Annotated in this window: 20 protein-coding genes and 1 pseudogene; 7 read left to right on the top strand and 14 right to left on the bottom strand. The window is 75.4% G+C overall.

Features of this window, described 5'->3' with window-relative positions; translation table 11 throughout:
• Positions 1–60: 60 nt before the first annotated feature.
• The 3 genes from ACFY00_RS22110 to ACFY00_RS22100 all read right to left on the bottom strand — a co-directional run bounded on the left by ACFY00_RS22110 (position 61) and on the right by ACFY00_RS22100 (position 3,033).
• The gene (locus ACFY00_RS22110; RefSeq protein ID WP_388033162.1) at positions 61–723 is read right to left on the bottom strand and encodes a response regulator; all 663 of its coding nucleotides are present in this window, start codon (positions 721–723) and stop codon (positions 61–63) included.
• Positions 720–1,949, bottom strand: a complete 1,230-nt coding sequence (locus tag ACFY00_RS22105; RefSeq protein WP_388033161.1) for a sensor histidine kinase — start codon at positions 1,947–1,949, stop codon at positions 720–722. Before ACFY00_RS22105 ends, ACFY00_RS22110 begins: the two co-directional genes overlap by 4 nt.
• Before the next feature lie 220 nt (positions 1,950–2,169).
• Positions 2,170–3,033, bottom strand: a complete 864-nt coding sequence (locus tag ACFY00_RS22100; RefSeq protein ID WP_388033160.1) for a PhzF family phenazine biosynthesis protein — start codon at positions 3,031–3,033, stop codon at positions 2,170–2,172.
• Between the two features lie 136 nt (positions 3,034–3,169).
• Between ACFY00_RS22100 and ACFY00_RS22095 the strand changes: the two genes are divergently transcribed.
• Complete coding sequence (locus ACFY00_RS22095; RefSeq protein WP_388033159.1) at positions 3,170–3,901, top strand: polyprenol monophosphomannose synthase; 732 nt, start codon at positions 3,170–3,172, stop codon at positions 3,899–3,901.
• Between the two features lie 103 nt (positions 3,902–4,004).
• Here the strand turns inward: ACFY00_RS22095 and ACFY00_RS22090 are convergent, their stop codons facing one another.
• Entirely contained in the window at positions 4,005–5,171 is a 1,167-nt protein-coding gene (locus ACFY00_RS22090) for an ROK family protein (RefSeq protein WP_388033273.1), read from the bottom strand.
• A gap of 122 nt (positions 5,172–5,293) precedes the next feature.
• Here ACFY00_RS22090 and ACFY00_RS22085 point away from each other — a divergent pair, with 122 nt between their 5' ends.
• Positions 5,294–6,544, top strand: coding sequence for an MFS transporter (locus ACFY00_RS22085; RefSeq protein WP_388033158.1), 1,251 nt, complete (start codon positions 5,294–5,296; stop codon positions 6,542–6,544).
• Between the two features lie 102 nt (positions 6,545–6,646).
• On the opposite strand, the gene ACFY00_RS22080 is transcribed toward ACFY00_RS22085, so the two are convergent.
• The 4 genes from ACFY00_RS22080 to ACFY00_RS22065 form a co-directional block, all read right to left on the bottom strand.
• The gene (locus ACFY00_RS22080) at positions 6,647–7,255 is read right to left on the bottom strand and encodes a hypothetical protein (RefSeq protein WP_388033157.1); all 609 of its coding nucleotides are present in this window, start codon (positions 7,253–7,255) and stop codon (positions 6,647–6,649) included.
• A gap of 225 nt (positions 7,256–7,480) precedes the next feature.
• Complete coding sequence (locus ACFY00_RS22075; RefSeq protein WP_388033156.1) at positions 7,481–9,088, bottom strand: SMI1/KNR4 family protein; 1,608 nt, start codon at positions 9,086–9,088, stop codon at positions 7,481–7,483.
• 60 nt (positions 9,089–9,148) lie between these two features.
• The gene (locus ACFY00_RS22070) at positions 9,149–9,919 is read right to left on the bottom strand and encodes an acyltransferase (protein ID WP_388033155.1); all 771 of its coding nucleotides are present in this window, start codon (positions 9,917–9,919) and stop codon (positions 9,149–9,151) included.
• A gap of 146 nt (positions 9,920–10,065) precedes the next feature.
• Positions 10,066–10,830, bottom strand: coding sequence for an enoyl-CoA hydratase family protein (locus tag ACFY00_RS22065; protein WP_388033154.1), 765 nt, complete (start codon positions 10,828–10,830; stop codon positions 10,066–10,068).
• 234 nt (positions 10,831–11,064) lie between these two features.
• Here ACFY00_RS22065 and ACFY00_RS22060 point away from each other — a divergent pair, with 234 nt between their 5' ends.
• Positions 11,065–12,036: a glycoside hydrolase family 19 protein gene (locus tag ACFY00_RS22060; protein ID WP_388033153.1), complete on the top strand. Its 972-nt coding sequence runs from the start codon at positions 11,065–11,067 to the stop codon at positions 12,034–12,036.
• A gap of 60 nt (positions 12,037–12,096) precedes the next feature.
• Here ACFY00_RS22060 and ACFY00_RS22055 read toward each other — a convergent pair whose 3' ends face one another.
• Entirely contained in the window at positions 12,097–13,359 is a 1,263-nt protein-coding gene (locus ACFY00_RS22055) for an MFS transporter (protein ID WP_388033152.1), read from the bottom strand.
• Positions 13,360–13,445: 86 nt separating this feature from the next.
• Here ACFY00_RS22055 and ACFY00_RS22050 point away from each other — a divergent pair, with 86 nt between their 5' ends.
• Positions 13,446–14,432, top strand: a complete 987-nt coding sequence (locus ACFY00_RS22050) for an ArsR/SmtB family transcription factor (RefSeq protein ID WP_388033151.1) — start codon at positions 13,446–13,448, stop codon at positions 14,430–14,432.
• A gap of 141 nt (positions 14,433–14,573) precedes the next feature.
• Positions 14,574–16,856, top strand: coding sequence for a glycosyl hydrolase family 18 protein (locus ACFY00_RS22045; RefSeq protein ID WP_388033150.1), 2,283 nt, complete (start codon positions 14,574–14,576; stop codon positions 16,854–16,856).
• 126 nt (positions 16,857–16,982) lie between these two features.
• Here the strand turns inward: ACFY00_RS22045 and ACFY00_RS22040 are convergent, their stop codons facing one another.
• Positions 16,983–18,182, bottom strand: coding sequence for a geranylgeranyl reductase family protein (locus ACFY00_RS22040; RefSeq protein WP_388033272.1), 1,200 nt, complete (start codon positions 18,180–18,182; stop codon positions 16,983–16,985).
• A 239-nt stretch (positions 18,183–18,421) separates the two neighbouring features.
• Here ACFY00_RS22040 and ACFY00_RS22035 point away from each other — a divergent pair, with 239 nt between their 5' ends.
• Entirely contained in the window at positions 18,422–18,952 is a 531-nt protein-coding gene (locus tag ACFY00_RS22035) for a peroxidase-related enzyme (protein ID WP_388033149.1), read from the top strand.
• A 24-nt stretch (positions 18,953–18,976) separates the two neighbouring features.
• On the opposite strand, the gene ACFY00_RS22030 is transcribed toward ACFY00_RS22035, so the two are convergent.
• From ACFY00_RS22030 to ACFY00_RS22020, 3 genes are all read right to left on the bottom strand, one after another.
• On the bottom strand, positions 18,977–19,732 hold the full coding sequence (locus ACFY00_RS22030; RefSeq protein WP_388033148.1) for a DUF4184 family protein: 756 nt from the start codon (positions 19,730–19,732) through the stop codon (positions 18,977–18,979).
• A gap of 138 nt (positions 19,733–19,870) precedes the next feature.
• Positions 19,871–20,914: an NUDIX domain-containing protein gene (locus tag ACFY00_RS22025; RefSeq protein ID WP_388033147.1), complete on the bottom strand. Its 1,044-nt coding sequence runs from the start codon at positions 20,912–20,914 to the stop codon at positions 19,871–19,873.
• Positions 20,915–21,072: 158 nt separating this feature from the next.
• A complete protein-coding gene (locus tag ACFY00_RS22020; protein WP_388033146.1) occupies positions 21,073–22,512 on the bottom strand; it encodes an acyl-CoA synthetase in 1,440 nt (479 codons plus the stop codon).
• A 222-nt stretch (positions 22,513–22,734) separates the two neighbouring features.
• Here ACFY00_RS22020 and ACFY00_RS22015 point away from each other — a divergent pair, with 222 nt between their 5' ends.
• Positions 22,735–24,099 (top strand): S8 family serine peptidase, encoded by a 1,365-nt coding sequence (locus tag ACFY00_RS22015; protein WP_388033145.1) that lies wholly within the window; start codon positions 22,735–22,737, stop codon positions 24,097–24,099.
• A 65-nt stretch (positions 24,100–24,164) separates the two neighbouring features.
• Here ACFY00_RS22015 and ACFY00_RS22010 read toward each other — a convergent pair.
• Positions 24,165–24,278: pseudogene (locus ACFY00_RS22010) on the bottom strand (electron transfer flavoprotein subunit alpha/FixB family protein); the annotation flags it as partial.

The raw sequence follows: 24,278 nt of genomic DNA, 5'->3' as shown, positions 1-24,278 counted from the left end.
CCGGCACGTCCCCCACCGGGCGGCACCCGCCCTACTCCCCCCGGAGCAGCCCCACCCGCACTACCCCAGCCACCCCGGCCGCACCAGCCCCGACTCGTAGGCCAGCACCACCAGTTGGGCCCGGTCGCGGGCGCCGAGCTTGACCATCGTCCGGCTGACGTGGGTCTTGGCCGTGAGGGGGCTGACCACCAGGCGGCGGGCGATGTCCTCGTTGGTGAGTCCGAGGCCGACCAGGGCGAGGACTTCGCGCTCGCGCTCGGTGAGGACGTCGAGGCGGGCGGTGGAGGGTTCCTTGGAGCGGGCGGCGAACTCGCCGATCAGGCGGCGGGTGACGCCCGGGGAGAGCAGGGCGTCGCCCGCGGCGGCGACCCGGACGGCGCGCAGCAGGTCGCCGGGTTCGGTGTCCTTGACCAGGAACCCGGCGGCGCCCGCCCGCAGCGCCTCGAAGACGTACTCGTCGAGCTCGAAGGTGGTGAGCACCACCACCCGGACGTCGGCGAGTTCCGGGTCGGCGCAGATCCGCCGGGTCGCGGCCAGGCCGTCCAGGCGGGGCATCCGGATGTCCATCAGCACCACGTCCGGCCGCAGTTCGCGGGCCAGCGCGAGGGCCCGTTCGCCGTCCTCGGCCTCGCCCACGGCCTGCAGGTCGGGCTGGGCGTCGATCAGGGCCCGGAACCCGGCCCGGACGAGGGTCTGGTCGTCGGCCAGCAGCACCCTGATCACGCCGTCCCCCCGGTCTCGGAGCCGTTACCCGCGCCGTTCCCCGCGCCGTTCTCCGCCAGCGGCAGCCGGGCCCGGACCCGCCAGCCGCCGGCCGCGTCCGGTCCGGCCTCGGCGCTGCCGCCGAGCGCGGCGGCGCGTTCGCGCATGCCGGTCAGTCCGCTGCCGCTGCCGCCCGCGTCGCCGCCGCCGGGCGGGCCGGGATCGGCGACGGTGACGGTGAGTCCGTCGCGGTCCCAGGCGAGTTCGACGGTGGCGGTGCGGGCGGTGGAGTGCCGCAGCACGTTGGTCAGCGCCTCCTGGACGATCCGGAACGCGGCCAGTTCCAGCCCCGCCCCCGCCCGGGCCGCCCGGCCGCGCCGTTCGACGGTGACCGCCAGCCCGGCGTGCCCGGCCTGTTCGACGAGTTCGTCGAGGCGTTCCAGCCCGGGGGCGGGGGTGCGGGGCGCGGTCGCGCCGGGACCGCGGAGGGTGCCCAGCACCTGGCGGACCTCGCCGAGCGCCTCCTTGCTGGTCGCCTTGATGGTGGTCAGGGCGTCGCGGGCCTGTTCGGGGCGGGCGTCCAGGAGTTCCAGGGCGACCCCGGCCTGCACGTGGATCAGCGAGATCGAGTGGGCCAGGATGTCGTGCAGTTCGCGGGCCATCCGCAGCCGCTCCTCGTCGTTGCGGCGGGCCCGGGCCTCCTCCTCGGCGGCCCGCACCGCGACGATCCGCTCCTGCCGGAACCTGGCCAGCTCCGCCCCGGCGAAGACCAGCAGCAGCCAGGCCGTGACGCCGAGCTCCTGCCAGCCCCGCGCGCCGTGGTCCGCGGCCCGCTGCCAGCCGTCCGGCAGCACGTAGCCCACCAGCAGGTGCACCAGGTAGAAGACCCCGGCGCTCAGCCACGCGGCCCGCCGGTGCCCGTGCCGCACCGCCCCGAAGAACGCCACCACCATCGCCAGGAACGACGGCCCGTACGGGTACCCGGCCCACAGGTACCCGGCGGTGACGGCCGTGACCGCCACCACCGTCGCCGCGGGCCACCTGCGCCGCAGCACCAGCAGCGCGGGCCCGACCAGCAGCAGCAGGTAGCCCCAGCCGTCCAGCGGCACCCGCCCGTCCTGGTGCCGCCCCGCCAGCGTCGTCCCCGCCACCTGCGCCACCGCCACCACCGCGGCCCCCGCCACCGGCCACCCGGCCTTCGCCGCCCGCACCCACGGTGGCACCCACAGCAGCCGCGATTCGCCCATACCCGAAGGCTAACCACACCCCCGCGCCCCACCATCGTCCCGCCGGAGCGGACACGCGTACTCCCCCCGGAGTACCGGCAAGGGCGGCGGGGCGCGCAATCAGGGGCTCGGAGGGCGCGCATTCAGGGGCTCGGGGAACGGCGAGTCCGAGCTGCTGCCGGTCGGAGCCCACCGAAGGTCCGTGCTGCTTCGGGCCGCCTGAACAGCACCCCTCGCGGAGCTACATCCGCACCGCCCGCCCCGTGACCCGGACCCGGCTGTCGCCCTCGGTGAGGTCGACGGTGAGGACCCCCGGACGCCCGAGGTCCTCGCCCTGGTGGAGGGTGAGGCGGGCGGTGGTGAGGCCGCGCAGCTCGCGGAGGTAGCCGCCGAAGGCGGCGGCGGCCGCGCCGGTGACGGGGTCCTCGACGATGCCGCCGACCGGGAAGGGGTCGCGGACGTGGTAGGTGGTGGCGTCCTGCTCCCAGACCAGTTGGAGGGTGGTCAGGTCGAGCCGCCGCATCAGCGCGGCGAGCGCGTCGAAGTCGTAGTCGAGGTCGGCGAGCCGGGCCCGGGTGGCGGCGGCGAGGACGAGGTGGCGGGCTCCGGCGTGGGCGATCCGGGGCGGGAGGCGGGGGTCGAGCTCCTCGGGGCGCCAGCGCAGGGCGGTCAGGGCCTCGGCGACGTCCTGCGGTTCGGCGTCCGCGACGGTGGCGGGGACGCTGGTGAGGGTGGCCCGGTAGCCGGTGGCGGCGTCACCCGTGACGGTGACGGGGACGGCCCCCGCCGGGGTGGTGAAGTGGAACTCGCCGGGGCCGTGCCGTTCGGCGAGGGCGACCGCGGCGGCGATGGTCGCGTGGCCGCAGAACGGGACTTCGGCGAGCGGGCTGAAGTAGCGGACGGCGTAGCCCCGCGGCCGGTCCGGGTCGGCGGTGAGGAAGGCGGTCTCGGAGTGTCCGAGCCGGGCGGCGAGGGCGAGTTGGCGGGCGTCGTCGAGCCCGGTGGCGTCCAGGACGACTCCGGCGGGATTGCCGCCCGCGGGGTCGGCGGTGAAGGCGGCGTACTCCAGCGGTTCGGCGCCGTGGGACGGTGCGGTGTGGGTCATGCCTGCTGAACGGACGGGCCCGGGGGCGGATTCCCGGGGCGCCCGCGAGCGGGGAGGGGAGCCCCGTGGAACGGACGTAAGGGGAGAAACGCTAGACTGCCGCATCCGGCTGGTACGGCATCTAGGAAAGAAAAACATGGCTGAGGCCCACCCGAAGGTCGTCGTGGTTGTTCCGACCTACAACGAACGGGAGAACCTGCCGATCCTGGTTGGCCGACTGGCCGACCTCGGCATGGAGAACCTCCACGTCCTGGTCGTCGACGACAACTCCCCGGACGGCACCGGCGAGGTCGCGGACAAGCTGGCGGCCGACTCGGACGGCACCGTCTCGGTACTGCACCGCACGGAGAAGGACGGCTTGGGCCGGGCGTACGTGGCGGGCATGTCGCGGGCGCTGGAGGACGGCGCCGACATCGTCGTGCAGATGGACGCCGACCTGTCGCACCCGCACACCGCCATCCCGGAGATGGTGGCGAAGCTGACCGACACCGACGCCTCGGTGGTGCTGGGCTCGCGCTACGTGCCGGGCGGGTCGACCGCCTCGGAGTGGCCGTGGCACCGCAAGGCGCTCTCGGCGTGGGCGAACTTCTACGTCAACGCGATCCTGCAGTTGAAGGTGAAGGACGCCACGGCCGGTTTCAAGGCGTGGGAGGCGCAGGCGCTGCGCGCGGTCGACCTGCCGTCGGTGCGGTCCAACGGCTACTCGTTCCAGGTGGAGATGAACTACCGCGTGGTCAAGCGCGGCATGCGGATCTCCGAGGTGCCGATCCGCTTCGAGGAGCGGGTCGAGGGCATGTCGAAGATGAGCCTGGGCGTGCAGTTGGAGTCGGCGGTCGCCCCCTGGAAGCTGCGCTTCGGCAAGGGCTGATCGCTCCACGGGCACGCCGGACGGCGCGGGTTGACGGTTCGTCACCCGCGCCGTTCCGCGTTCCCGGCACCGTTCCGCGTCCTCGGCGCCGCCCCCGAGCGGGTCAGGGCGCCGCGACGGCCTGCGGGTCGTCCAGGTAGGGCTCCCAGGCGAGTTCCGCGGCGCCGACCAGTCCGGCGTGCCCGACCTGGGCGGGGACGATCGGGATGCGGCCGCTGCGGCCCCACAGGCAGCGGTCGGCGACCACCGCGGCGAGGCGCTCGGGGGCGGCGGCGAGCAGGTCGAGGTGGAGGCCGCTGAGCACGATCCGGTCGGGGTTGAGGATGTTGACCAGTCCGGCGAGGCCGAGGCCGAGCCGGTCGACGACGTGGTCGAGGGCGTCGGCGGCGTCCGGGTCGTGGGCGAGGGCGCGGGCCTGCGGGAGCAGCGGGCGGTCGGGGTCGGGGCGGCGCTTCGCGGCGGCGAACAGCGCGTCGGTGTCGGTCTCGGCGTTGAGGCAGCCGCGGTTGCCGCAGGCGCAGGGGCGGCCGAGCGGGTCGACGGTGACGTGGCCGACCTCGAGGGCGAGGCCGGAGCTGCCGGTGTGCAGGCGGCCGTCGATGACCAGGGCGCCGCCGACGCCGCGGTGGCCGGAGGTGACCAGCAGCAGGTGGCGGGCGCCGCGTCCGGCGCCGTGCCGGTGTTCGGCGAGGGCGGCGAGGTTGGCGTCGTTGGCGACGGCGGTGGGCAGCGGGGTGCGGGCGCGCGGGCCGGGGTCGGTGCGGGCGACGGCGGCGGCGAACAGCGCGTCGACCGGGGTGCCGGGCGGCCAGGCGAAGTGCAGGGACGAGGGGACGGTGCCGTCGGGTTCGGTGACGGGGTTGGGCAGGGCGAGGGCGAAGCCGAGGACCCGCCGGCGGCTGTCGCGGGCGAGCCGGGCCCCGGCCTCGGCGACGGCGTCGAGCAGCGCGGTGGGCGAGGTGTCGGCGGGCAGCGGCAGGTGGACGGGGTCGTGGAGGCGTCCGCCGAGTCCGGCGAGGGTGACGGAGATGCCGTCGGCGTGCAGTTGGGCGGCGAGGACGGCGGGGCCGGGGTCGGCGAGGGCGAGCCGGTGCGAGGGGCGGCCGCGGCCGCCCCCGGCGGGACGGGAGTCGACGGTGATCAGGCCGAGCGCCTCCAGTTCGCCGGTGACGGCGCCCGCGGTGGCGCGGGTGACGTCGAGGGCGCCGGTGAGGGCGGAGCGGGTGGGGGCCTGTCCGGTGTGGACCAGGCGCAGGGCCGGTCCGAGCAGGGCGCGGCCGCGGTCGGGCGCGGCCCGCTTGGAGGCCCCCGGCTGCTGACGCGGAGTCTGGCCCGGATTCTGGCCGGGATTCGGGCTTGTCGGTGTGTGCGGCACTCCCCTATTCTGACTTTGTGCCGCTACTGAACAAAACAGAAGCCCGCTCCTCCCTCCTCTCCGCTGCCCCTACGAACCCTCCGTCCGGCCGCAGCTCCTCCTGGTCGGCGGCACGCCTCGCCCTCACCGCCTTCTTCACCGTCGACGGCTTCCTGTTCGCCTCCTGGGTGGTCCGGATCCCGGACGTCCGTGCCCAGGTCTCCGCCTCGCACAGCGCCCTGGGCCTGGCCCTGCTGTGCATTTCGGCCGGTGCGGTCGCCACCATGGCCCTGATCGGACGGCTGTGCCTGCGCTTCGGCTCGCGCCGGGTCACCACCGCCTCGGTCGCCGTGTTCGCGCTCGCCACGGCGCTGCCCGCGCACGCCCACTCGGTGCTCGCGCTCGGCGCGGTGCTGCTGCTGTTCGGCGCGGGGTACGGCGCGGCCAACGTGGCGATGAACAGCGCCGCGGTCGACCTGGTCGCCGAGCTGCGACGGCCCGTCATGCCGAGCTTCCACGCGGGCTACAGCCTCGGCGGCCTGCTCGGCGCCGCGGTCGGCGGCCTGCTCGCGGGCCGGATCAGCGCCGCCTGGTCCCTGGCCGCGGCCGCCGCGCTCGGCCTGGCCGTGACCGCCGTCGCGGGCGCCGCGCTGCTGCGCGCCCCGGCCGCGCTCCCCCGCCCCGCCGCCTCCGGCACCACCGCCGGAACCGCCACCGAAACCGCCACCGCCCGCCCGTCCGGGCACGCCCGACTGCTGGTGGTGCTGCTCGGCCTGATCGCCCTGTGCACCGCGTACGGCGAGGGCGCCCTGGCGGACTGGGCCACCCTGCACCTGACCGACGACGTGCACGCGAGCGCCTCGACGGCCGCCGCCGGGTACGCCTCCTTCGCCTTCGCGATGACGGCGGGCCGGCTCTCCGGCACCTGGCTCTCCGAGCGGCTCGGCCAGACCAGGGTGATGCTGCTGGGCGGCCTGGCCGCCTGCGCGGGCATGGCGACCGCGGCCCTGGCGCCGTCCGTGCCGCTGGCGCTGGTGGGCTTCGTCCTGGTCGGCCTCGGCCTGGCCAACGTCTTCCCGCTGGCGATCGCCCAGGCCGGTGCGGCCGCCGGGCCGCAGGGCGTGGCCACCGCCTCCACCCTCGGCTACGCGGGCATGCTGATCGGCCCGCCGGTGATCGGCTTCCTGGCCGACGCCCTCTCGCTGCCCGCCGCCCTGCTCACCGTCGCCGCCAGCTCCGCGCTGGCCGGCCTGCTCGCCCTCACCGTCCGCCGCCACCGCGCGGCCTGACCGCCCCTCCCGCCCGCGGAACGACGACGGCGGCCCGGACGCCCCACGCGTCCGGGCCGCCGTCCTGCCGCCCCGCCGCCCGCGGTCACGGACGGCGAGCCGTCACGGGCGGTACAGCTGGGTGATGACGAGCACCTTGTTCTGGGCGCCGAGCTTCACCTCGTACTGGTTGCCGAAGCAGCGGTACGGAGCGGCGGGCTCGGCGTGCTTCAGGCAGGCCTCCTGCACCTTCATGAAGGCGGTCAGGTCGACGCCCCTGGGCTTCAGGTCGTCGTCCAACAGGTAGCTCTTCACGGCGTTGTCGAACTCGTAGACCCGGGCTTCGCCCTGCGGCTCCCAGTAGCCGTCGTTGGGCACCTCGGGGCCGCAGACGAACGTGGTCGACTTGGCGCGCATCCAGATGTGCGTCGCGTAGGCGTTCTCGGTGGCCTCCAGCACCGTCGTGCCGTTGGCGGCCGCCGTGCAGTCGGCGGCGGGCTTGGTGGCCTTCCCGCTGGCCGCGGCGGTGGGCTTCCCCGCACTGGCGGGCGGCTTCGGGCTGGCGGACGGCTTCGGGCCGGCGGGCGCGGTGGCCGAACCGGTCGGGGCGGCGGTGGCGGTGGCGGCCGGGGCGGAGGCCGCGTCGGAACCGGAGCCGTCCGGGTCGCACGCGGTCAGGGAGAGTGCGGAGACGGCCAGGACGGCGGCCGCGGCGAGGCGGTTGGGACGCATGACGGGATTCCCCCCAGGGACTGGCGAACGGATGGACGGGGCGGACCGGGCTGTGTGCTCGTCGACGCCCCCGCGGCCCGACCTGCACTTCCGAGGTCCGTCGGACGGACGTCCTGTCCGGTCCGACAGAGCCCACCACGCCGGTCCGCCCCGCCCGGTTGCCCCGGTTGCGCAGCTGTGACGGTCGTTGCACCGACGCGACATCCGGCCGGTCCCGGCGGGCCGTCAGCCGCCGACCGCCGCCGTCCCGTTGACGCGCCACGGCTCGCCCTCCGCGGGGTCGAACCGGTCGGCCCACGCCCGGAGTTCCGCCGCGCTGCCCGTGCCGTCCGCGAGCCGGGCGACGGCGAGGGCGGGCGGCAGCGCGCCGCGCGCCAGCAGCTCCGCCCACTGCGCGCCCGTCAGCGCGAGGTAGCGCAGCCCGTCCAACTCCCGCAGCACGCCCAGGTCCTGGACCGCGCACCGCGACAGGTCCAGCCACCACAGCGCGGGCAGGGTGCGCAGCGGCGCGAGGTCGAGCGGGCCCGCGCAGGCCAGGTCGAGCGCGCCGAGCCGCGGGTGGCCGGCCAGTGCGGTCAGCCCGTCCCCCGCGGACAGCCCCGCCCGCAGGAACTCCACCGGAAGCGGGCGCAGCGTGGCGAGGCCGGTGACGGTGCGGGAGTGGACCCGGAGCACCCGCAGGCCGGGCGCGGCGGCGAGCGGTGCCAGGTCGAGCGGGCCCTCGTCGGCCCCGCCGTGGGCGGTCACCGCCAGCAGGGTGGGGGAGACGGCGGCGGGCAGGCCGGGGCCGAGGGCGGAGCGCTCGACGTCCCGCGGGCGGACGGATTCGGTGACCTCCAGGCTGGGCGGGTACTCGGGGTCGATCTCCTCGCCGTCCTCGGGGGCGTCCTCGATCTCGTAGGCGCCCCGGTCGATCAGGTCGATCCAGGCGGCGAGCAGCGAGGTGACGGAGTCGGCGACGTACAGCGGGCCGCCGTGGAAGTCCCGGCCGCTCTCGATGACCTGGCCGGGGCGGCCGTGCTCGGCCGGGGCGAGGTCGACCGCGTGGTGGTTGCCGTCGTCGGCGGTGGCGAAGGGGATCCAGCCGGGGTGGTTCAGGCAGCGGCGGACGGTGCCGAGCGGCCCGTTCTCGTCCATGGCGCAGGCCTCGTCCGGCCGGGTGTGGTCGGGGCGGTGCGGGTACCGCGCCCAGTCGGCGTGGGCCCGGACCACCTCGTCGAGCGGCAGCCAGCGCAGGTAGCCGAGCCACAGGCCGTTCGCCATGACGTCGCTGCCGTTCGCGACCCGGTAGAGCGCCCGCAGGTCGTCCGGCAGCCGGTGGCCGAGGCGGCGTTCGGCCTCCGCGATCTGCCCGGACGTCAGCGGCGGGCCCAACGGCCGCTCGTGGCCGGTCAGTTCGGCGACCCGACGCCGGTACTCGGCCAGCAGCGCGACGGCCCGCTCCGCGTCCCCGGCCGGGGGCAGGACGGAGCCGGGCTGGGCGGGGCCGGGGGCGGGAGGGACGTGGTCGGGGTCGAGGACCAGCAGGCGGCCCTCGGTGGCGCGGGGTTCCGGCGTCGCGGTGAGGGTGTACGGCCCGGCCGGGTCGTGCGCCAGGTGCAGCCGGGCGCGCGGCCAGCCGCGTTCGGCGGCGATCGCCGCGGCGAGGGCGTCGAGGCCCTCCGGGTCGGGCCGGAGGCCGTGCCGACCGCCGTCCGGCAGCGTCCACTCGCCGTACGCGCCGGGCCCGTGGCGGCTGTCGACCGTCTCCAGGCGCAGCTCCGTCCACCCCTCGGGGGCGCTGCGCGCCAGCCGGGCGAGGATCGTCCGCACGTCCCGTTCGAGCCGTTCCACCGTCGGGTTCCCTCCGTCGTCCGCGTACGGGGGGGATGGTCGCAGGCCGCGCCGACAGCGCTACGGCGCGGCGGGCCGTTCGTCCTCGCCGGGCAGGCGCAGGTCCCAGCCGACCAGGGCGCGGAGCTGTTCGGCGGTGACGCCGTCGGGGACGGGGCGGGGCGGGTCGTGGCGGATGGGGGGCTGCCAGCCCTGCTCGGGGTTCCAGGTGCGGACCTGGCGGGCGGGGGCCCCGGCCACCACGGCGTAGTCGGGGACCTCCCCGGCCACCACGGAGTTGGCGGCGACCACGACGTTGCGGCCGATCCGGGCGCCGGGGAGGATCACCGCGCCGGTGCCGATCCAGGAGCCCGCGCCGATCGAGACGGGCTCGTTGCGGGGCCACTGCTTGCCGATCGGCAGCTCGGTGTCGCGGTACTCGTGGGCCTGGTCGGTGATGTAGACGTCGGGGCCGGTCCACACGTCGTCGCCGAGCTCGATCCGCTGGTGGCCGACGATGTGGCTGCCGCGGCCGATGACGCAGCCGCCGCCGATCCGGACGATCGGCTCGGGGCCGAGGTCGAGCCCGGGCAGGAAGCCGGCCGACAGGGTGACGCGTTCGCCGATGATGGAGAACGGGCCGATGGTGATCCAGCGCTCGTTGAAGACGGTGCCGAGCGGAAAGGCCAGCTTGGTGCCGTCGCCGAGCTCCCCGAACCGGTACGGGCCGGGGTTGCGGTTGCTGACCGCCCCGGCGTCCTGGGCCCAGCGCCAGCCGCGGTGCACGGCGCGCCCGGCGGCCCGGCGCGCGCTCTCGCGGACCGGCCCGAGCAGCCTGCGGACGATCGACATGCGCTCACCGTAGCGGCCGGTGCGCCCCCGCGGCCCGCAACGGGACCAAACTCACACCGGCCGGTAACTTCCGCCGAAAGCCGAGGTCAGCCCGGCCGGAACCGGCCCGGCCGGGGCCGACGCGGCCGGGGCCACCGCCGCGGCGCTCAGCGCACCCAGCGCGGGGGCCGCTTGGCCAGGAAGGCCCGCATGCCCTCCTGCGCCTCCTCCGAGCCGAACAGCTTCGCCGACAGCGCGACCAGCTCCTCGCTGTGCCGGTCGAAGGACTCCCGGACGGCGGCGTTGGCGAGCAGCTTGGACTCGGCCAGGCCCTGCGGCGAGCAGAGCCGGACGGCGTCCAGGATCGTGCGCAGGGCGGCGGCGGAGTCGTCGGCGGCCTCGGTGACCAGGCCGATCCGGGCGGCCTCGGCGGAGTCGAAGGTCTCGCCGGTGAGGTAGTAGCGGGCGGCGGCGCGCGGGTCGAGCTTGGGGCGCAACGGCAGCGAGATGACGGCGGGGGCGAGGCCGAGCCGGGACTCGGTGAACGCGAAGGTGGCGTCGGGCCCGGCGACGGCGAGGTCGCAGGAGCCGACCAGGCCGAGCCCGCCGGCCCGGACGTGGCCGTCGACCAGGGCGACGACGGGCTTGGGGCAGTCGACGATCGCGCGCTGCAGGGCGACCAGGCCGCGCGGCCCGACGGTGGGGTCGTCGCCGGTGGCCTCGGAGAGGTCGGCGCCCGCGCAGAAGACCCGTCCAGTGTGGCCGAGGACGACGGCGCGCACCTCGGGGTCGGCGGCGGCGTCGGCGAGACCGGCGGTGAGTTCGGCCATCAGCCGGGTGGAGAGGGCGTTGCGGTTGTGCGGGGAGTCGAGTTCGAGGGTGGTGACGGCGTCGGCGGTGGTGGTGCGGACGAGGGGGGCTTCGAGGGTCATCGGGCCTGGCCTGCCTTCCGGCTGAGGGTGGGTCGGACGGGGCGTCGTCTGCACCCTGGCACACGGCGGCCCTACTGGCCAGTACCCGATCTTCCGGGCGGCGCGCTGCCGACCGCGCCGGGGGGAACTCCGTATACGCCCCCAACTCCCTTAAGGTCTAGACCTATTGACTGTTAACGGTCAAGGTCGCTTGAGTGCTGCCACCCCCTCGTTCCCCCCACCAGGAGTGGCCGCATGTCCCACCCCCGCACCACCCACCGACCGGCGCACCGCGCCCGCACCCGCTCCCGTCGCGGCAAGGTCGCCGCGCTGCTGACCGGCGCGCTGGCCGCGACCGGCCTGGCCGTCCTGGTGCCCGCCACCTCGACCGCCGCGACCGCCTGCACCACCCCGTACTCGGCGACCAAGGTCTACACCGGCGGCACGTCCGCCTCGTACAACGGGCACAACTGGAACGCCAAGTGGTGGACCCAGGGCGAGGCGCCCAGCACCGGCGGCTCCGGCGTCTGGGCCGACCAGGGCGCCTGCGGCGGCGGTGGCGGCACCAGCCCGAGCCCGAGCCCGACCGCCACCACCCCCAACCCGGGCGGGTTCGTGGTCTCCGAGGCGCAGTTCAACCAGATGTTCCCGAACCGGAACTCCTTCTACACGTACGCGGGCCTGGTCAACGCGCTGAGCGCCTACCCGGCGTTCGCGGGCACCGGTTCGGACACGGTGCGCAAGCAGGAGGCGGCGGCGTTCCTGGCCAACGTCAGCCACGAGACCGGCGGCCTGGTGTACGTCGTGGAGCAGAACACCGCCAACTACCCGCACTACTGCGACACCTCGCAGTCCTACGGCTGCCCGGCCGGGCAGGCCGCGTACTACGGCCGCGGGCCGATCCAGCTCAGCTGGAACTTCAACTACAAGGCGGCCGGGGACGCGCTGGGCATCGACCTGCTGCACAACCCGAACCTGGTGCAGACCGATCCGGCCGTCGCCTGGAAGACCGGCATCTGGTACTGGATGACCCAGAACGGCCCGGGCACCATGACCCCGCACAACGCCATGGTCAACGGCGCGGGCTTCGGCGAGACCATCCGCTCCATCAACGGCTCCCTCGAGTGCAACGGCGGCAACCCCGCCCAGGTGCAGAGCCGCGTCAACGCCTACACCAGCTTCACCGCGATCCTGGGCGTGCCCACCGGCTCCAACCTGAGCTGCTGACACCCCCGACAGCGCCGGCAGGGCCCCGACCGACCGCGCGTCGGCCGGGGCCCGCGCCGCTCAGCGCCGCACCAGCGCCGTCATCCCCCAGCCCGCGGCGGCGAACAGCGCGGCCAGCAGCGCCCAGCCGAGCAGGCCGTGCGCGAGCACCACCGAGGTCATCAGCACCGGGCCGAGCATCAGCGCGCCCGACATGCCGGTGTTGAACACGCCCTGGTAGGCGCCGTGCGCCTCGTCCTTCGCCAGGTCGTAGCTGAGCGCCCAGGCGCCCGCCTGGCTGTACACCTCGCCGAGCGCCTGGCAGGCCACGCCGCCCGCCACCAGCAGCGCCGCCGCCCAGCCCGGCAGCCCCGCGGCCAGGCCCAGCACCAGGCAGGAGGCGGCCACCAGCAGCGCTCCGCGGCGGAACACCAGGGCCGCGGCCCGCGGCCGCTCGGTGCCCCGGGTGGCCCGCACCTGCAGCACGATCACCAGCGCGGTGTTCACCAGCAGCCCGCCCGCGACCATCCAGCGCGGCGCGTCGGTGTCGCGCACCACCCACAGCGGCAGCCCGACCTCGATCATCACGAACTGCAGGGTGATCACCGCGTTCAGGCCGGTCACCGCGAGGAAGACCCGGTCGCGCAGCGCCGGGTTCGGCCCGGACGCGGCCCGCCCGGCCCGGTCGGCGGTGCGCGGCGCGACCGGCACCAGCAGCGCGTACAGCACCGCGATCGCCCCGTACGAGGCCGCGTCCACCAGCAGCGCCGTCAGGTAGGCGCCCCGGGTGTCCAGTTGCAGGACGGCCGCGGCGCCCAGGGTGCCCACCGAGATGCCGATGTTGGTGACCGAGCGCAGGTAGGCCCGGCCCGCCACCCGCCCGTCCACCGGCAGCACCTCGGCGAACAGCGCGCCGCGCACCGCCGCGCCGCCCCGGTCGGCGACCGCCACCAGGCAGGCCAGCAGCGCGAACGCCGCCAGCTCGTGCACCAGCACGTACGCGGCCGCGGCCACCGCCTGCAGGGCCAGCAGCGCGATCAGCACCGGCTTGGGCCCGTACCGGTCCGACAGCCGCCCGGCCGGGACGCCCGCCGCCACCCCGCACGCGCCCGCGACGGTCAGCACCAGGCCGACCGGGCCGACGCCGAAGCCCGCGATCCGGGTGAAGTACACCACCCCGAGCGTCATCCCGAGGCCGTTGCCGACGGTGTTGACCAGCGTGATCGCGGTCAGTCGGCGCAGCACCCGGTCCTCGGGGAGCAGCCGGGCGAGCCGGCTGCGGACACGGTCGGGGGCAGGGGGCGGCGGCACGGCCTGGTCGGCCGCGGGTGCGGTGGAGGTCATGCCCCGATCAGACCGGGCACGGAGCGTCCGTGGTATTGATTTAGCCCCGGCCTGAACCGTCGGGGCACGGGGACGGGGGGACGGCCGTGGTGCTGCGCTTCCGGCTGGGTCTGGCGGACCTGGCCGCGACCTACTTCGCCTGCTCGCCGCTGCAGGAGGCGGTGCTCAGCCTGCGGATGTGGACCCACCCGGGCCAGTACCCGCACGGCGCCGCGTTCGAGGCGATGCGCCCGGCGTTCGAGGCGCTGCCGCAGGCGCCGCTGCTGCGCGCCCTGGTGGCGAGCAACAAGTACGTGCCGGACTTCCTGACGCCCCGTCCGGCCGTGCCGTTCCCCGAGTTCCGCGCCGAGCTCGCCGTGGTCCGGGCCTTCGACCCGGCCCGGCTGGCCGACGAGCTCGCGGTGACCTTCCTCCCGCACGACCGGGCGCTGCCCCCGCTGCTGGCCGAGCGCGCCGACCGGCCCGCCGCCCTGGTCGCCGAGGTCGCCGACGCCCTGGACGCCTACTGGACGCACGTCCTGGAGCCCGGCTGGTGGCCGCGGGCCCGTTCGGTGCTGCACGCCGACATCGTGCACCGCTCCCGGATGCTGGCCGAGCGCGGCGCGGCCGGGCTGTTCGCCGACCTCGACCACCGGCTGCGCTGGTCGGACGGGGTGCTGACGATCGACCGCGACTGGGGCGACGGCGACCTCGACGTCGCCGTGGACCGGCGCGGCCTGGCCCTGCTGCCCACCTGCTTCGCCCGCGGCGCCCTCACCGCGATCGGCCCCGACCTCACCCCGTCCATCACCTACCTGGCCCGCGGCCAGGGCAACCTGTCCGGCCCGCCCGACCCGCCGCCCGCCCCGCACGCCCTGGAGCAGTTGCTCGGCCCGCCGAAGGCCCGGCTGCTCGCCCTGCTCCAGGAACCCGCCTCCACCACCGAACTGGCCCGCCGCCTGGGCGTCACCCCCGGCGCCGTCAGCCAGCACCTGGCCGTCCTGCACGCCACCCGCCTGGTCACCCGGGCCCGCCACGGCCGCCTGGTCCTGTACGCCCGCAGCCCGCTCGCCGACCGACTCCTGGGCCCCTGAGGTCTTTCGGCAGGCGATCCGAATGATCGTCAACTCCCCTGCGGTATAGACCTGTTGACGAGTTGGTCCAGTCCACCTACCCTCCAAGTACCGCTCCCGGCACCCCTGTACGGAATCCCCCACACCAGACAGGGAGTACCGATGCACGTCCGCTCCAGGCAATGGCTCAGGGCCCGCCTGCTGGCCCTGCTCGCCGCGCTCGCACTGCCGTTGGCCCTGCTCGCCGCCACGCCCGCGCACGCCGCGACCAGACTGACCGCCACCTTCACCGGCGACAACTACGGGTCCTGGTGGAAGGGCACCTTCGTGGTGAAGAACCCCAACGCCACCCCCGTCACCGGCTGGACGCTGGAGTTCGACCTGCCCCCGGGCGTCACCATGACGGGCACCTACAACGGCACCTCGACCACCACCGGCAGCCACGTGGTCGCCACCAACGCGTACTACAACGCGACGGTGCCCGCGAACGGCTCGACCGAGCCGTACAGCTTCTGGTTCATCGGCAACGGACCGATCACCGCCCCGCTCAACTGCCGCGTCAACGGCGACAAGTGCGACGGCACCCCGGACGTGCCGCCCACCGCGCCCGGCGCGCCGACCCTGGTCGACGCGACCGCGCACACCCTCTCGCTGAGCTGGACGGCCGCGTCCAAGGGCGACTTCCCGGTCGCCTCGTACGACGTGCTCAACGGCTCGGTGGTGCTCGGCTCGGCCACCGGCACCTCCACCACGCTGACCGGCCTGACCCCGGCCACCACGTACGGCCTGACCGTCCGGGCCAAGGACACCCGCGGCAACACCGGCCCGGTCAGCGCCGTGCTGAGCGCCGCCACCGTCGACCCGGCCAGCGACACCGTGCCGCCCACCGCACCCGGCAACCTGCGCTCCACCGGCGTCACCAGCACCGGCGTCTCGCTGGTCTGGGACGCCGCGACCGACAACAAGCGGGTCGCCGCGTACGACGTCTACCAGGGCGGCACCCTGGTGCAGACCGTCACCACCACCTCCGCCACCGTCGGCCAGCTCTCCCCCGCCACGTCGTACGCCTTCACCGTGAAGGCCCGGGACGCCGCCGACAACGACTCCCCCGCCTCCAACGCGCTGAACGTCACCACCGGCGACCTGGCCGGGCCCGGCAAGTACTCCCGGGTCGGCTACTTCGTGCAGTGGGGCATCTACGGCCGCCAGTACTTCGTCAAGAACCTCGACACCTCCGGCAGCGCCGCCAAGCTCGACGTGATCAACTACGCCTTCGAGAACATCGACCCGGTCAACCTGACCTGCCTGGCGGGCGTCACCAAGGGCACCACCGCCAACCCGCAGGACCCGGACCAGGGCACCGGCGCCGGTGACGCCGACGCCGACTACGCCCGCCCGATGAGCGCCGCCCAGTCCGTGGACGGCGTCGCCGACGACGGCTGGTCGCCGCTGCGCGGCAACCTCAACCAGCTCAGGAAGCTCAAGGCGAAGTACCCGAACCTCAAGGTCGTGGTCTCGCTCGGCGGCTGGACGTACTCCAAGTACTTCTCGGACGCGGCCGCCACCGACGCCTCCCGCAAGAAGCTGGTCTCCTCCTGCATCGACATCTGGATCAAGGGCAACCTGCCCGCCTACAACGGCGCGGGCGGTCCCGGCACCGGCGCCGGGATCTTCGACGGCATCGACCTCGACTGGGAGTGGCCCGGCTCGCCCGACGGCCACGCCGGCAACCACTACTCCGCGAACGACAAGCAGAACCTGACCCTGCTGCTGGCCGAGTTCCGCCGCCAGCTCGACGCCCTCGGCGGCCCGCACAAGCTGCTCACCGCCTTCACCCCCGCCGACCCGGCCAAGATCGGCCAGGGCTGGGACCTCTCGCAGATCTTCCGCTCCCTGGACATCGCCAACGTGCAGGGCTACGACTTCCACGGCTCCGGCAGCGACAACTCGTGGGAGCCGAACCGGACCGGCCAGCAGGCCAACCTGCACACCGACCCGGCCGACCCGTACCCGTTCCACTTCTCGATCGAGAACGCCGTCCAGACCTACCTCGACGCCGGGGTCAACCCGCGCAAGCTCACCATCGGCTTCCCGTTCTACGGCCGCGGCTGGCAGAACGTCACCGACGGCGGCGCGCACGGCGCCTGGCAGGCCGCGGGCGGCGCCGCACCCGGCCAGTTCGCCGAGGAGGCCGGGACGCGCGGCTACCAGAACCTGATCACCTCGGTGCCCAACCTGACCGTCTACCACGACCCGGTCTCGGTCTCCACCTACGGCTACACCGGCAACGGCGGCCAGTGGTGGACCTTCGACGACGCCTGGTCGATCGGCCAGAAGACCGCCTGGCTCAAGTCGAAGAACCTGCTGGGCGCGATGGTCTGGGAGATGTCGGGCGACACCCCGTCCGGCACCCTGATGAACGCCCTGGACGCGGGCCTGAAGTAACCCCGGCCGCCGGGCGCGGGGAGCCCCCCGGATCCCAACCCCCGCGCCCGGCCCGCGCCCCCGGCGCGCAGCGGCCCGCCCGGAGAGGTCTCCCCTCCCCGGGCGGGCCCACCGCGCCGGACGGCCCTACCGCCCGGCGACCGAGGCCAGCTTGCGCGCCGCCCGGTGGTCGCGCATCAGCTGCGCGAAGGTGGTGTGCCCCTGGGTGGTCCGGGCGAACGCCCGCCAGGCCGGGGTGATCACCGACACCGCCAGGTGGAACAGGTACGGGCGCTTCTCGAACGAGGCCAGCATGACCTTGCCCGCCCGCATCTCCACCCCCAGCCCGGCCTTGATCGCGAACGCGTAGTTCAGCGCCTGCCGCCGCACGTCCGCCGCGCCGCCCGCCTCGGCCACCTGCACCGCCCACTCCCCGGCCAGCCGACCCGAGCGCAGCGCGTACGAGATGCCCTCCCTGGTCCACGGCTCCAGCAGCCCGGCCGCGTCGCCCGCGACCAGCACCCGGCCGCGCGACAACGGCGAGTCCTCGGCCCGGCAGCGGGTCAGGTGCCCGGACTCCACCAGCGGCTCGAACCCGGACAGGCCCAGGCGCCGGATGTACGCCGCCAGGTACTCCTTGGTCCTCTCGCCCTCGCCGCGGGCCGAGATCACGCCGACCGTCAGCGTCCCCGAGTCGGTCTTCGGGAACACCCAGCCGTAACTGCCCGGCAGCGGCCCCCAGTCCAGGTGGATCCGGCCCGCCCAGGCCCGCGACACCGACTCGGGGACGGGGATCTCCGCCTCCAGGCCCAGGTCGATCTGGTCGAAGCTGACGCCGACGTGCCGCCCGATCCGGCTGGCCGAGCCGTCCGCGCCGACCACCGCCCGCGCCTCCACCTTCCGGCCGTCCGCCAGCGTCACGAACACCGTCCGGCTGTCGCCGCCCCGCTGCTCCACGCCGGTCGCGGTCACGCCCGTCACCAGCACCGCGCCGGCCTGCTCGGCCGCCTGCACCAGGCGCAGGTCGAACTCGTCCCGGTTGACCACGCCGAACAGCATCCGCTTCGAGCGCCGGGTGCGCGTCCACTTCCCGTTCAGCGCGAAGGTCACCGCCGAGATGCGGTCCTGCAGCGGCAGTTTGAAGTCCTCCGGCAGCGAGTCCCGGGAGGGGCCGATGATGCCGCCGCCGCAGGTCTTGTACCGGGGGTGCTCGGCCTTGTCGAGCAGCAGCACCCGCCGACCGCGGGAGGCCGCCGCGTACGCCGCCGAGGAGCCCGCCGGGCCCGCGCCGACCACCACGACGTCCCACACGCCGTCGATCGGCGCCGCCGACCCGTCGTCCCGCACGTCCTGCACGTCCCGCACGTCCTGCACGTCCTGCGGGTCGGTGCCCGCGAACTCCTCCGACGCCACGTCACCGGTGTCGTCGGCGAGGGCCTGTTCCTGGGTGCTACCGGTGTCAGTCACGGTCGCCCATCCTAATCTGCCCGCCCTCCGCCGCGGCCCTCCCCCGCCCCGCGGCACCGGCCTCCTCCTTCCCAGGTCAAGCCCTTGCCAAGGCCGCCCCGAACCGATTCAGTGACCCCATGCCCCACATCGCGCTCCCCAACGACGACCCCGGCATCCGGGGCCTGCTCGCCGCCAAGCCCGCCTCCGGCCTGCGCCTGAGCGAACTCGCCGAACAACTCCTGCGCGGCGACTCCCCATTGGGCGTCGGCGAACGCGAACTCATCGCCGCCTACGTCTCCTCCCTCAACCGCACCCGCTACTGCGCCGGAGCCCACGGCGCCACCGCCGCGCACCGCCTCGACGGCGACTTCGCCCTCGTCGAGGCCGTCCAGACCGACCTCGACACCGCCCCCGTCAGCGACCTGCTGCGCGCCCTGCTCCGGCTCGCCGCCAAGGTCGCCGACAGCGGGCTGTCCGTCACCCCCGGGGACGTCGCCGCCGCGAAGGCCGCCGGAGCCGACGACGAGACGATCCACGACACCGTCCTGATCGCCGCCGCCTTCTGCATGTACAACCGCTACGTCGACGGCCTCGCCGCCCTCACCCCCGACGACCCCGCCGCCTACCGCGCCATCGGCGCCCACCTCGCCACCAACGGCTACCTCTAGCGGAGCGCCCTTTCAAGAGCCCCATCAGGGGCTCGGGGAACGGCGAGTCCGTGCTGCTGGCGGCCGGAGCCCATCGAAGGTCCGTGCTGCTTCGGGCCGCCTGAACAGCACCCGATGCAGCGCCGCCCCCACCGCCAGCCCCGCACCCGCCCCGAAGCAGGCCTCGTCGACGAATCCGCGCTCGCGGCGCCGCACCCGCTCCACCGCCCCCGCCAGCGCCGCCGCGGCCAGCACCGCGGCGGTGGGGCGCCGGATCTCCCGCCAGGGTCCGGCGTGGCGCGCGAGCACGGCCAGGCCCGCCAGCGACGTCCCGTACTGCAGGGCGGTGCACAGCGGGACGCCGCCGACCTCCCGCTCCAGGACGGGCAGCGCGCGGACGCCGGCCCGGCCGCGGTGGGTGAAGGAGTCCCACACCAGGTGGGTGGCCGCGCCCGCGGCCACCGCCCCGGCGGCCCAGCCGAGTTCGGCGGCCGTCGGCCGCCCGGCGGGCACCACCGCGTTCCACCGCCCCGGCACCGCCGCCCGCAGCGGCTCGCGCCACAGCCCGTACCAGCCCGCGACCAGCCCCGCCCCCACCACCACGTCGACCGTCGGCGCCGCCCACCACCGGTGCGTCACCCCGCCGTGCCGGTAGGCCCCCCGGACGAGCGACTCCGCGAAGAACGGCACGTCGGGCGCCATCGCCCCGGCCACCAACCCGGCGGCGACCAGCGCCCCCTTGCCCCGTGCGGCCCGCAACCCGGGCAGGACGGCGGCGGCATGACTCGCGGTGAACGGCATCCCCCCATCCTGCCCGCCCGCGCCCCCGCCTGCTCACGAACACCGCGCCACCGCCGCCCGGCGCCCGGCGCCCGCCGCCCGCCCGCCGACCCCGAAGCCGTCCCCGTCCGCTGCCCGCGCCCCGCCCGCAGGGCGCTCTCAGTGGGCCGGGGCCACCCCGGTCGCCGCGGGCCGCCCGCCCTCCAGATAGCGCAGTTCGCCGACCGCCCGGGCCTCCAGGGCGGCGGCCAGCCGTCGCATCCGCCCGGCGGGCAGCATCTCCGCCGCCTCCCGGAGGGTGGCGAAGTGCCAGTCGCGCAGTTCTCCGGCGGGCAGCCGCAGCCTCAGCACCTGGGAGGGCCCGAGCCGTCCGCCGTCGTAGACCAGGCGCAGGCCGCCGCGGCCGCGGCCCGCGCCCGACTCCCAGTCGACGGCGAGCAGCCGCAGTTCCTCGGGCCGCAGCCGCAGACCGAGTTCCTCGGCGACCTCGCGGACGCCCGCCGCGGTGGGCGACTCGCCGGACTCGACGACGCCGCCGGGGAACTCCCAGTGCGGTTTGTAGGCGGGGTCGACCAGCAGGACGCGGTCCCGGTCGTCGAAGAGCAGCACGGCCGCGGCGACGGTGTCCCCGTCGCCGCCCTCGCTGCGCACGATGGGGCAGCGGGCGGCACCGGTGCGCAGCAGGTCGGCGATGCGTTCGGCGGTCTGCCGGGGGGTCAGGACGCCGTTGTCGACCATCCGGGCGTCCGCGGCGAGCCAGCCGCGGGCGGTGAGGTAGGCGGGGAGGGCCTCGCGGGCGCGGCGGCGGAGCGCGGCGGTGGCCTCGGGGTCGCCGGGGACGTCCTCGCGGGTGGCGATCCGGGCCCGCAGAATCGTTTCGACGGGGTCGAGCACGACGTGGTGGACGGGGATGCCGCGCCCGGCCAGCGAGCCGAAGATCTCGTCGCGGTGCTCCTGGCGCAGCAGCGTGGCGGGGACGAGGACCGGGCCGTCGGCCTCGGCGGCGAGCGCGGCGGCGCTCTCGGCGGTCAGCCGTCGCCAGGCGGCGGACTCCGGGAAGCCGCCGCCCACCGCCCCCGCGGCCCGCAGAACGGGGCCCAGGGTGTCCGGGTCGAACAGCAGGCTCCCCGGCAGCAGTCGGACCAACTCCCGGCAGGCGCTCGTCTTGCCCGCCCCGAACGCCCCATTGACCCAGACGATCACAGCATCCCCTGCCCCTCCTCGGCGGCCCGGCCGTGCACCGGGCAGCGCGGGGCACCGGCCCCCGCGCCATCCCCAGTGGTACCCATTCCCCGCCCTCCTGAAAGGGCGCGTCGGGGGGCGGGTTGCACCCCGGGGCGCGGGCCGACGCACGCGCCGGGTCACGCGCCGGGTTGCGCGCCGCCGTCCAGCAGCTGCTTCTTCAGCACCTTGCCCATCGCGTTGCGCGGCAGGTCGTCGACCAGCACCACCCGCCGGGGCCGTTTGTGGACGGAGAGCCGCCGCGCCACGAAGTCGACCAGCTCCCGCTCCCCGACGCCGCCGACCCCGCCGTCGGCCGCCACCACGTACGCGACCACGGCCTGCCCGAGGTCCGGGTCGGGGGCGCCGACCACGGCCGCGTCGGCGACGCCGGGGTGGTCGCGCAGCGCGGCCTCGACCTCGCCCGCGCCGATCCGGTAGCCGCCGCTCTTGATCAGGTCGACGGAGGCGCGGCCGACGATCCGGTGGAAGCCGTCGGGCTCGATGACGGCGACGTCGCCGGTGCGGAACCAGCCGTCCGCGGTCCGGGCGGCGGCGGTGGCCTCGGGGCGGCCGAGGTAGCCGTCGAACAGGGTCGGCCCCTGGAGCTGCAGTTCGCCGACGCTCTCGCCGTCGGCGGGCACCTGCTGCCCGTCCTCGCCGACCAGCCGGGTGCGCACGCCGGGCAGCGGCACGCCGACCGCGCCGGGGCGGCGTTCGCCGTCGGCCCGGGTGGCGACGGTGATCAGCGTCTCGGTCATGCCGTACCGCTCGGCGGGGGCCTGCCCGGTGAGCTCCCGCAGCCGTTCGAAGACCGGGACGGGCAGCGGGGCGCTGCCGGAGACCAGCAGCCGGGCGGCGGCCAGTTCGCGGGCGGCGGCGGGGTCGGCGGCGATCCGCGACCAGACGGTGGGGACGCCGAAGTACAGGCTGCCGCGGGCGGCCGCGTACCCGGCGGGAGTGGGCCGCCCGGTGTGGACGAGGCGGCTGCCGGTGCGCAGCGCGCCGAGCACGCCGAGCACCAGGCCGTGCACGTGGAACAGCGGCAGGCCGTGGACGAGGGTATCGCCGGCGTCCCACTGCCAGGCGTCGGCGAGGCCGTCGAGCCCGGCGGCGACGGCCCGGTGCGGGATGAGCGCGCCCTTGGGGGCGCCGGTGGTGCCGGAGGTGTACAGCACGAACGCCGTCCGGTCGCCGTCCTCGGCCGCGGGGCGCCAGCCGCCGCCCGGACGGTCCGTCAGCGACACCGGGACGACCGTCAACCCCTCGGTGTCGTCGAGCGGTTGGGTTCCCGCCAGCAGGGTGGCGCCGCTGTCGCGCAGGATGTGCGCGCGCTCCACCGGCCCGGAGTCGGGCGGCAGCGGCACCACCGGCACGCCCGCCAGCAGGCCGCCCACCACGGCCGCGACCGTCTCCGCGGTGGGCCGGGCCGGCACCGCGAGGCCGGGCGCCCCGGCGACGCGCTCGGCCACCGCCCCGGCGGCGCCCAGCAGTTGCTCCCAGGACAGGGCGGTGCCGTCCACCACCACCGCGTCCGCCCGGTCCCCGTACCCGCCGTCGAGTGCTGTCAGCAGTCCCATGCCGCCCGACTCTACGAGCCGGGGGCCGCCGTACGCAGCAGCGCCCCGCCCAACTGCGGCGTTACCGAAACCCGCCGCGCCCTTTACCGAACCCGGTGGCCTGGCGGGGCCATACCGACGGCCGTCTCGGACTATGGCCGGGCCGGTCGGCTGCCGATGGGATGGGGGCGCCCCGGTCGGACCGGACCGGGCCTTCCGTCTCTTCGAGGAGTCTCCTTGGGCATGCACCCCGCCACCGCGGGCACCCGACGCTCCACCGCGCTGCGGGCCGCCGCGCTGCTCGCCGTCGGGGCCACCGCCCTGACGGGCGCCACCGCCACCGCGCGGTCCGCCGCGCACCTGCCCTCGTTCAAGCTGCGCCCGGCCTCGGCCGGGCAGATCGACGCGGTCGGCCGGGTCGCGCCGATATCGACCTCGGACTGCGTCGCGCAGATCGGCATCCACTGCTACTCGCCGCTGCAGTACCGCACCGCCTACCACCTGGACCCGCTGTACCAGCAGGGCGTGACGGGCAAGGGCCGCACCATCGTGATCGTGGACTCCTTCGGCTCGCCGACGATCCAGCACGACCTGGAGGTGTTCGACAAGCAGTGGGGCCTCCCGGACACCCAGGTCGAGGTGGTCAAGTGGGGGGACGTCCCGGTGTTCGACCCCACCAACGGCGACCACACCGGCTGGGCGGGCGAGACCACCCTGGACGTCGAGTACGCGCACGCGATCGCCCCCGACGCGCACATCGTGCTGGTGGAGACCGGCGTCGCGGAGACCGAGGGCGTCACCGGCCTGCCCGAGATGATGGACGCCGAGAAGGCCGTCATCAAGTCGCACGACGTGGACGTGGTCTCGCAGAGCTTCGGCGCGACCGAGAACACCTTCCCGGGCTACGACAAGGGCGACTTCAAGTCGATCGAGAAGCTGCGCCACGCCTTCAAGTTCGCCGCAGCCCAGGGCGTCACGGTGCTCGCCGCCTCCGGCGATAACGGCGCGACCGACGCGATGGAGAACGGCAGCGACCTGTACCCGTACAGGGTCAACTCCTGGCCGTCCGCCGACCCGCTGGTCACCTCGGTCGGCGGCACCCAGCTGACCCTGGACAACGCGGGCAACCGCACCGCGCCGGACAAGGTCTGGCACGACGACTACGGCGCGGCGGGCGGCGGCGTCTCCGGCGTCTTCGAACGCCCCTGGTACCAGGCCTCGGTGGCGAACGTGACCGGCAACCACCGCGGCACGCCCGACATCTCGATGAGCGCGGCCGTGGACGGCGCCGCCTGGACGTACGAGTCCTACGACCCGACCCGGGTCGGCTGGCACCTGGTCGGCGGGACCAGCGAGGCCACGCCGATCTTCTCCGGCGTGGTCGCCCTGGCGGACCAGCTGGCGGGCCACCGCCTCGGGCAGCTCAACCCCCGCCTGTACGGGCTGGCCCTGCTGCCCCAGCAGGTCAGCGGCATCACCGACGTCACCGCGGGCGACAACTCCTGGGACGCGGTGACCGGCTACCAGGCCGCCAAGGGCTACGATCTGGCCTCCGGCCTCGGCACCGTCGACGGCACCCGCTTCGTGCACGCCCTCGCGGGCCGCTGACCCGCCGCGCACGACGAAGGGCGCGGTCCCCGAGGGGGCCGCGCCCTTCGCCTTCCGCCGAGCGGTCAGCCCTTGCGGGCCTTCACCTCGTCGGTGAGCTGGGGCAGGACGGTGAAGAGGTCGCCGACGACGCCGTAGTCGACGAGTTCGAAGATCGGGGCTTCGGGGTCCTTGTTGAC

It is taken from the genome of Kitasatospora sp. NPDC001540, from assembly GCF_042894345.1.
Classification (GTDB): Bacteria; Actinomycetota; Actinomycetes; order Streptomycetales; family Streptomycetaceae; genus Kitasatospora; species Kitasatospora phosalacinea_C.
The sequence above is the reverse complement of the archived record's forward strand: the minus strand, read 5'-3'. Positions and strand labels throughout refer to the sequence as shown.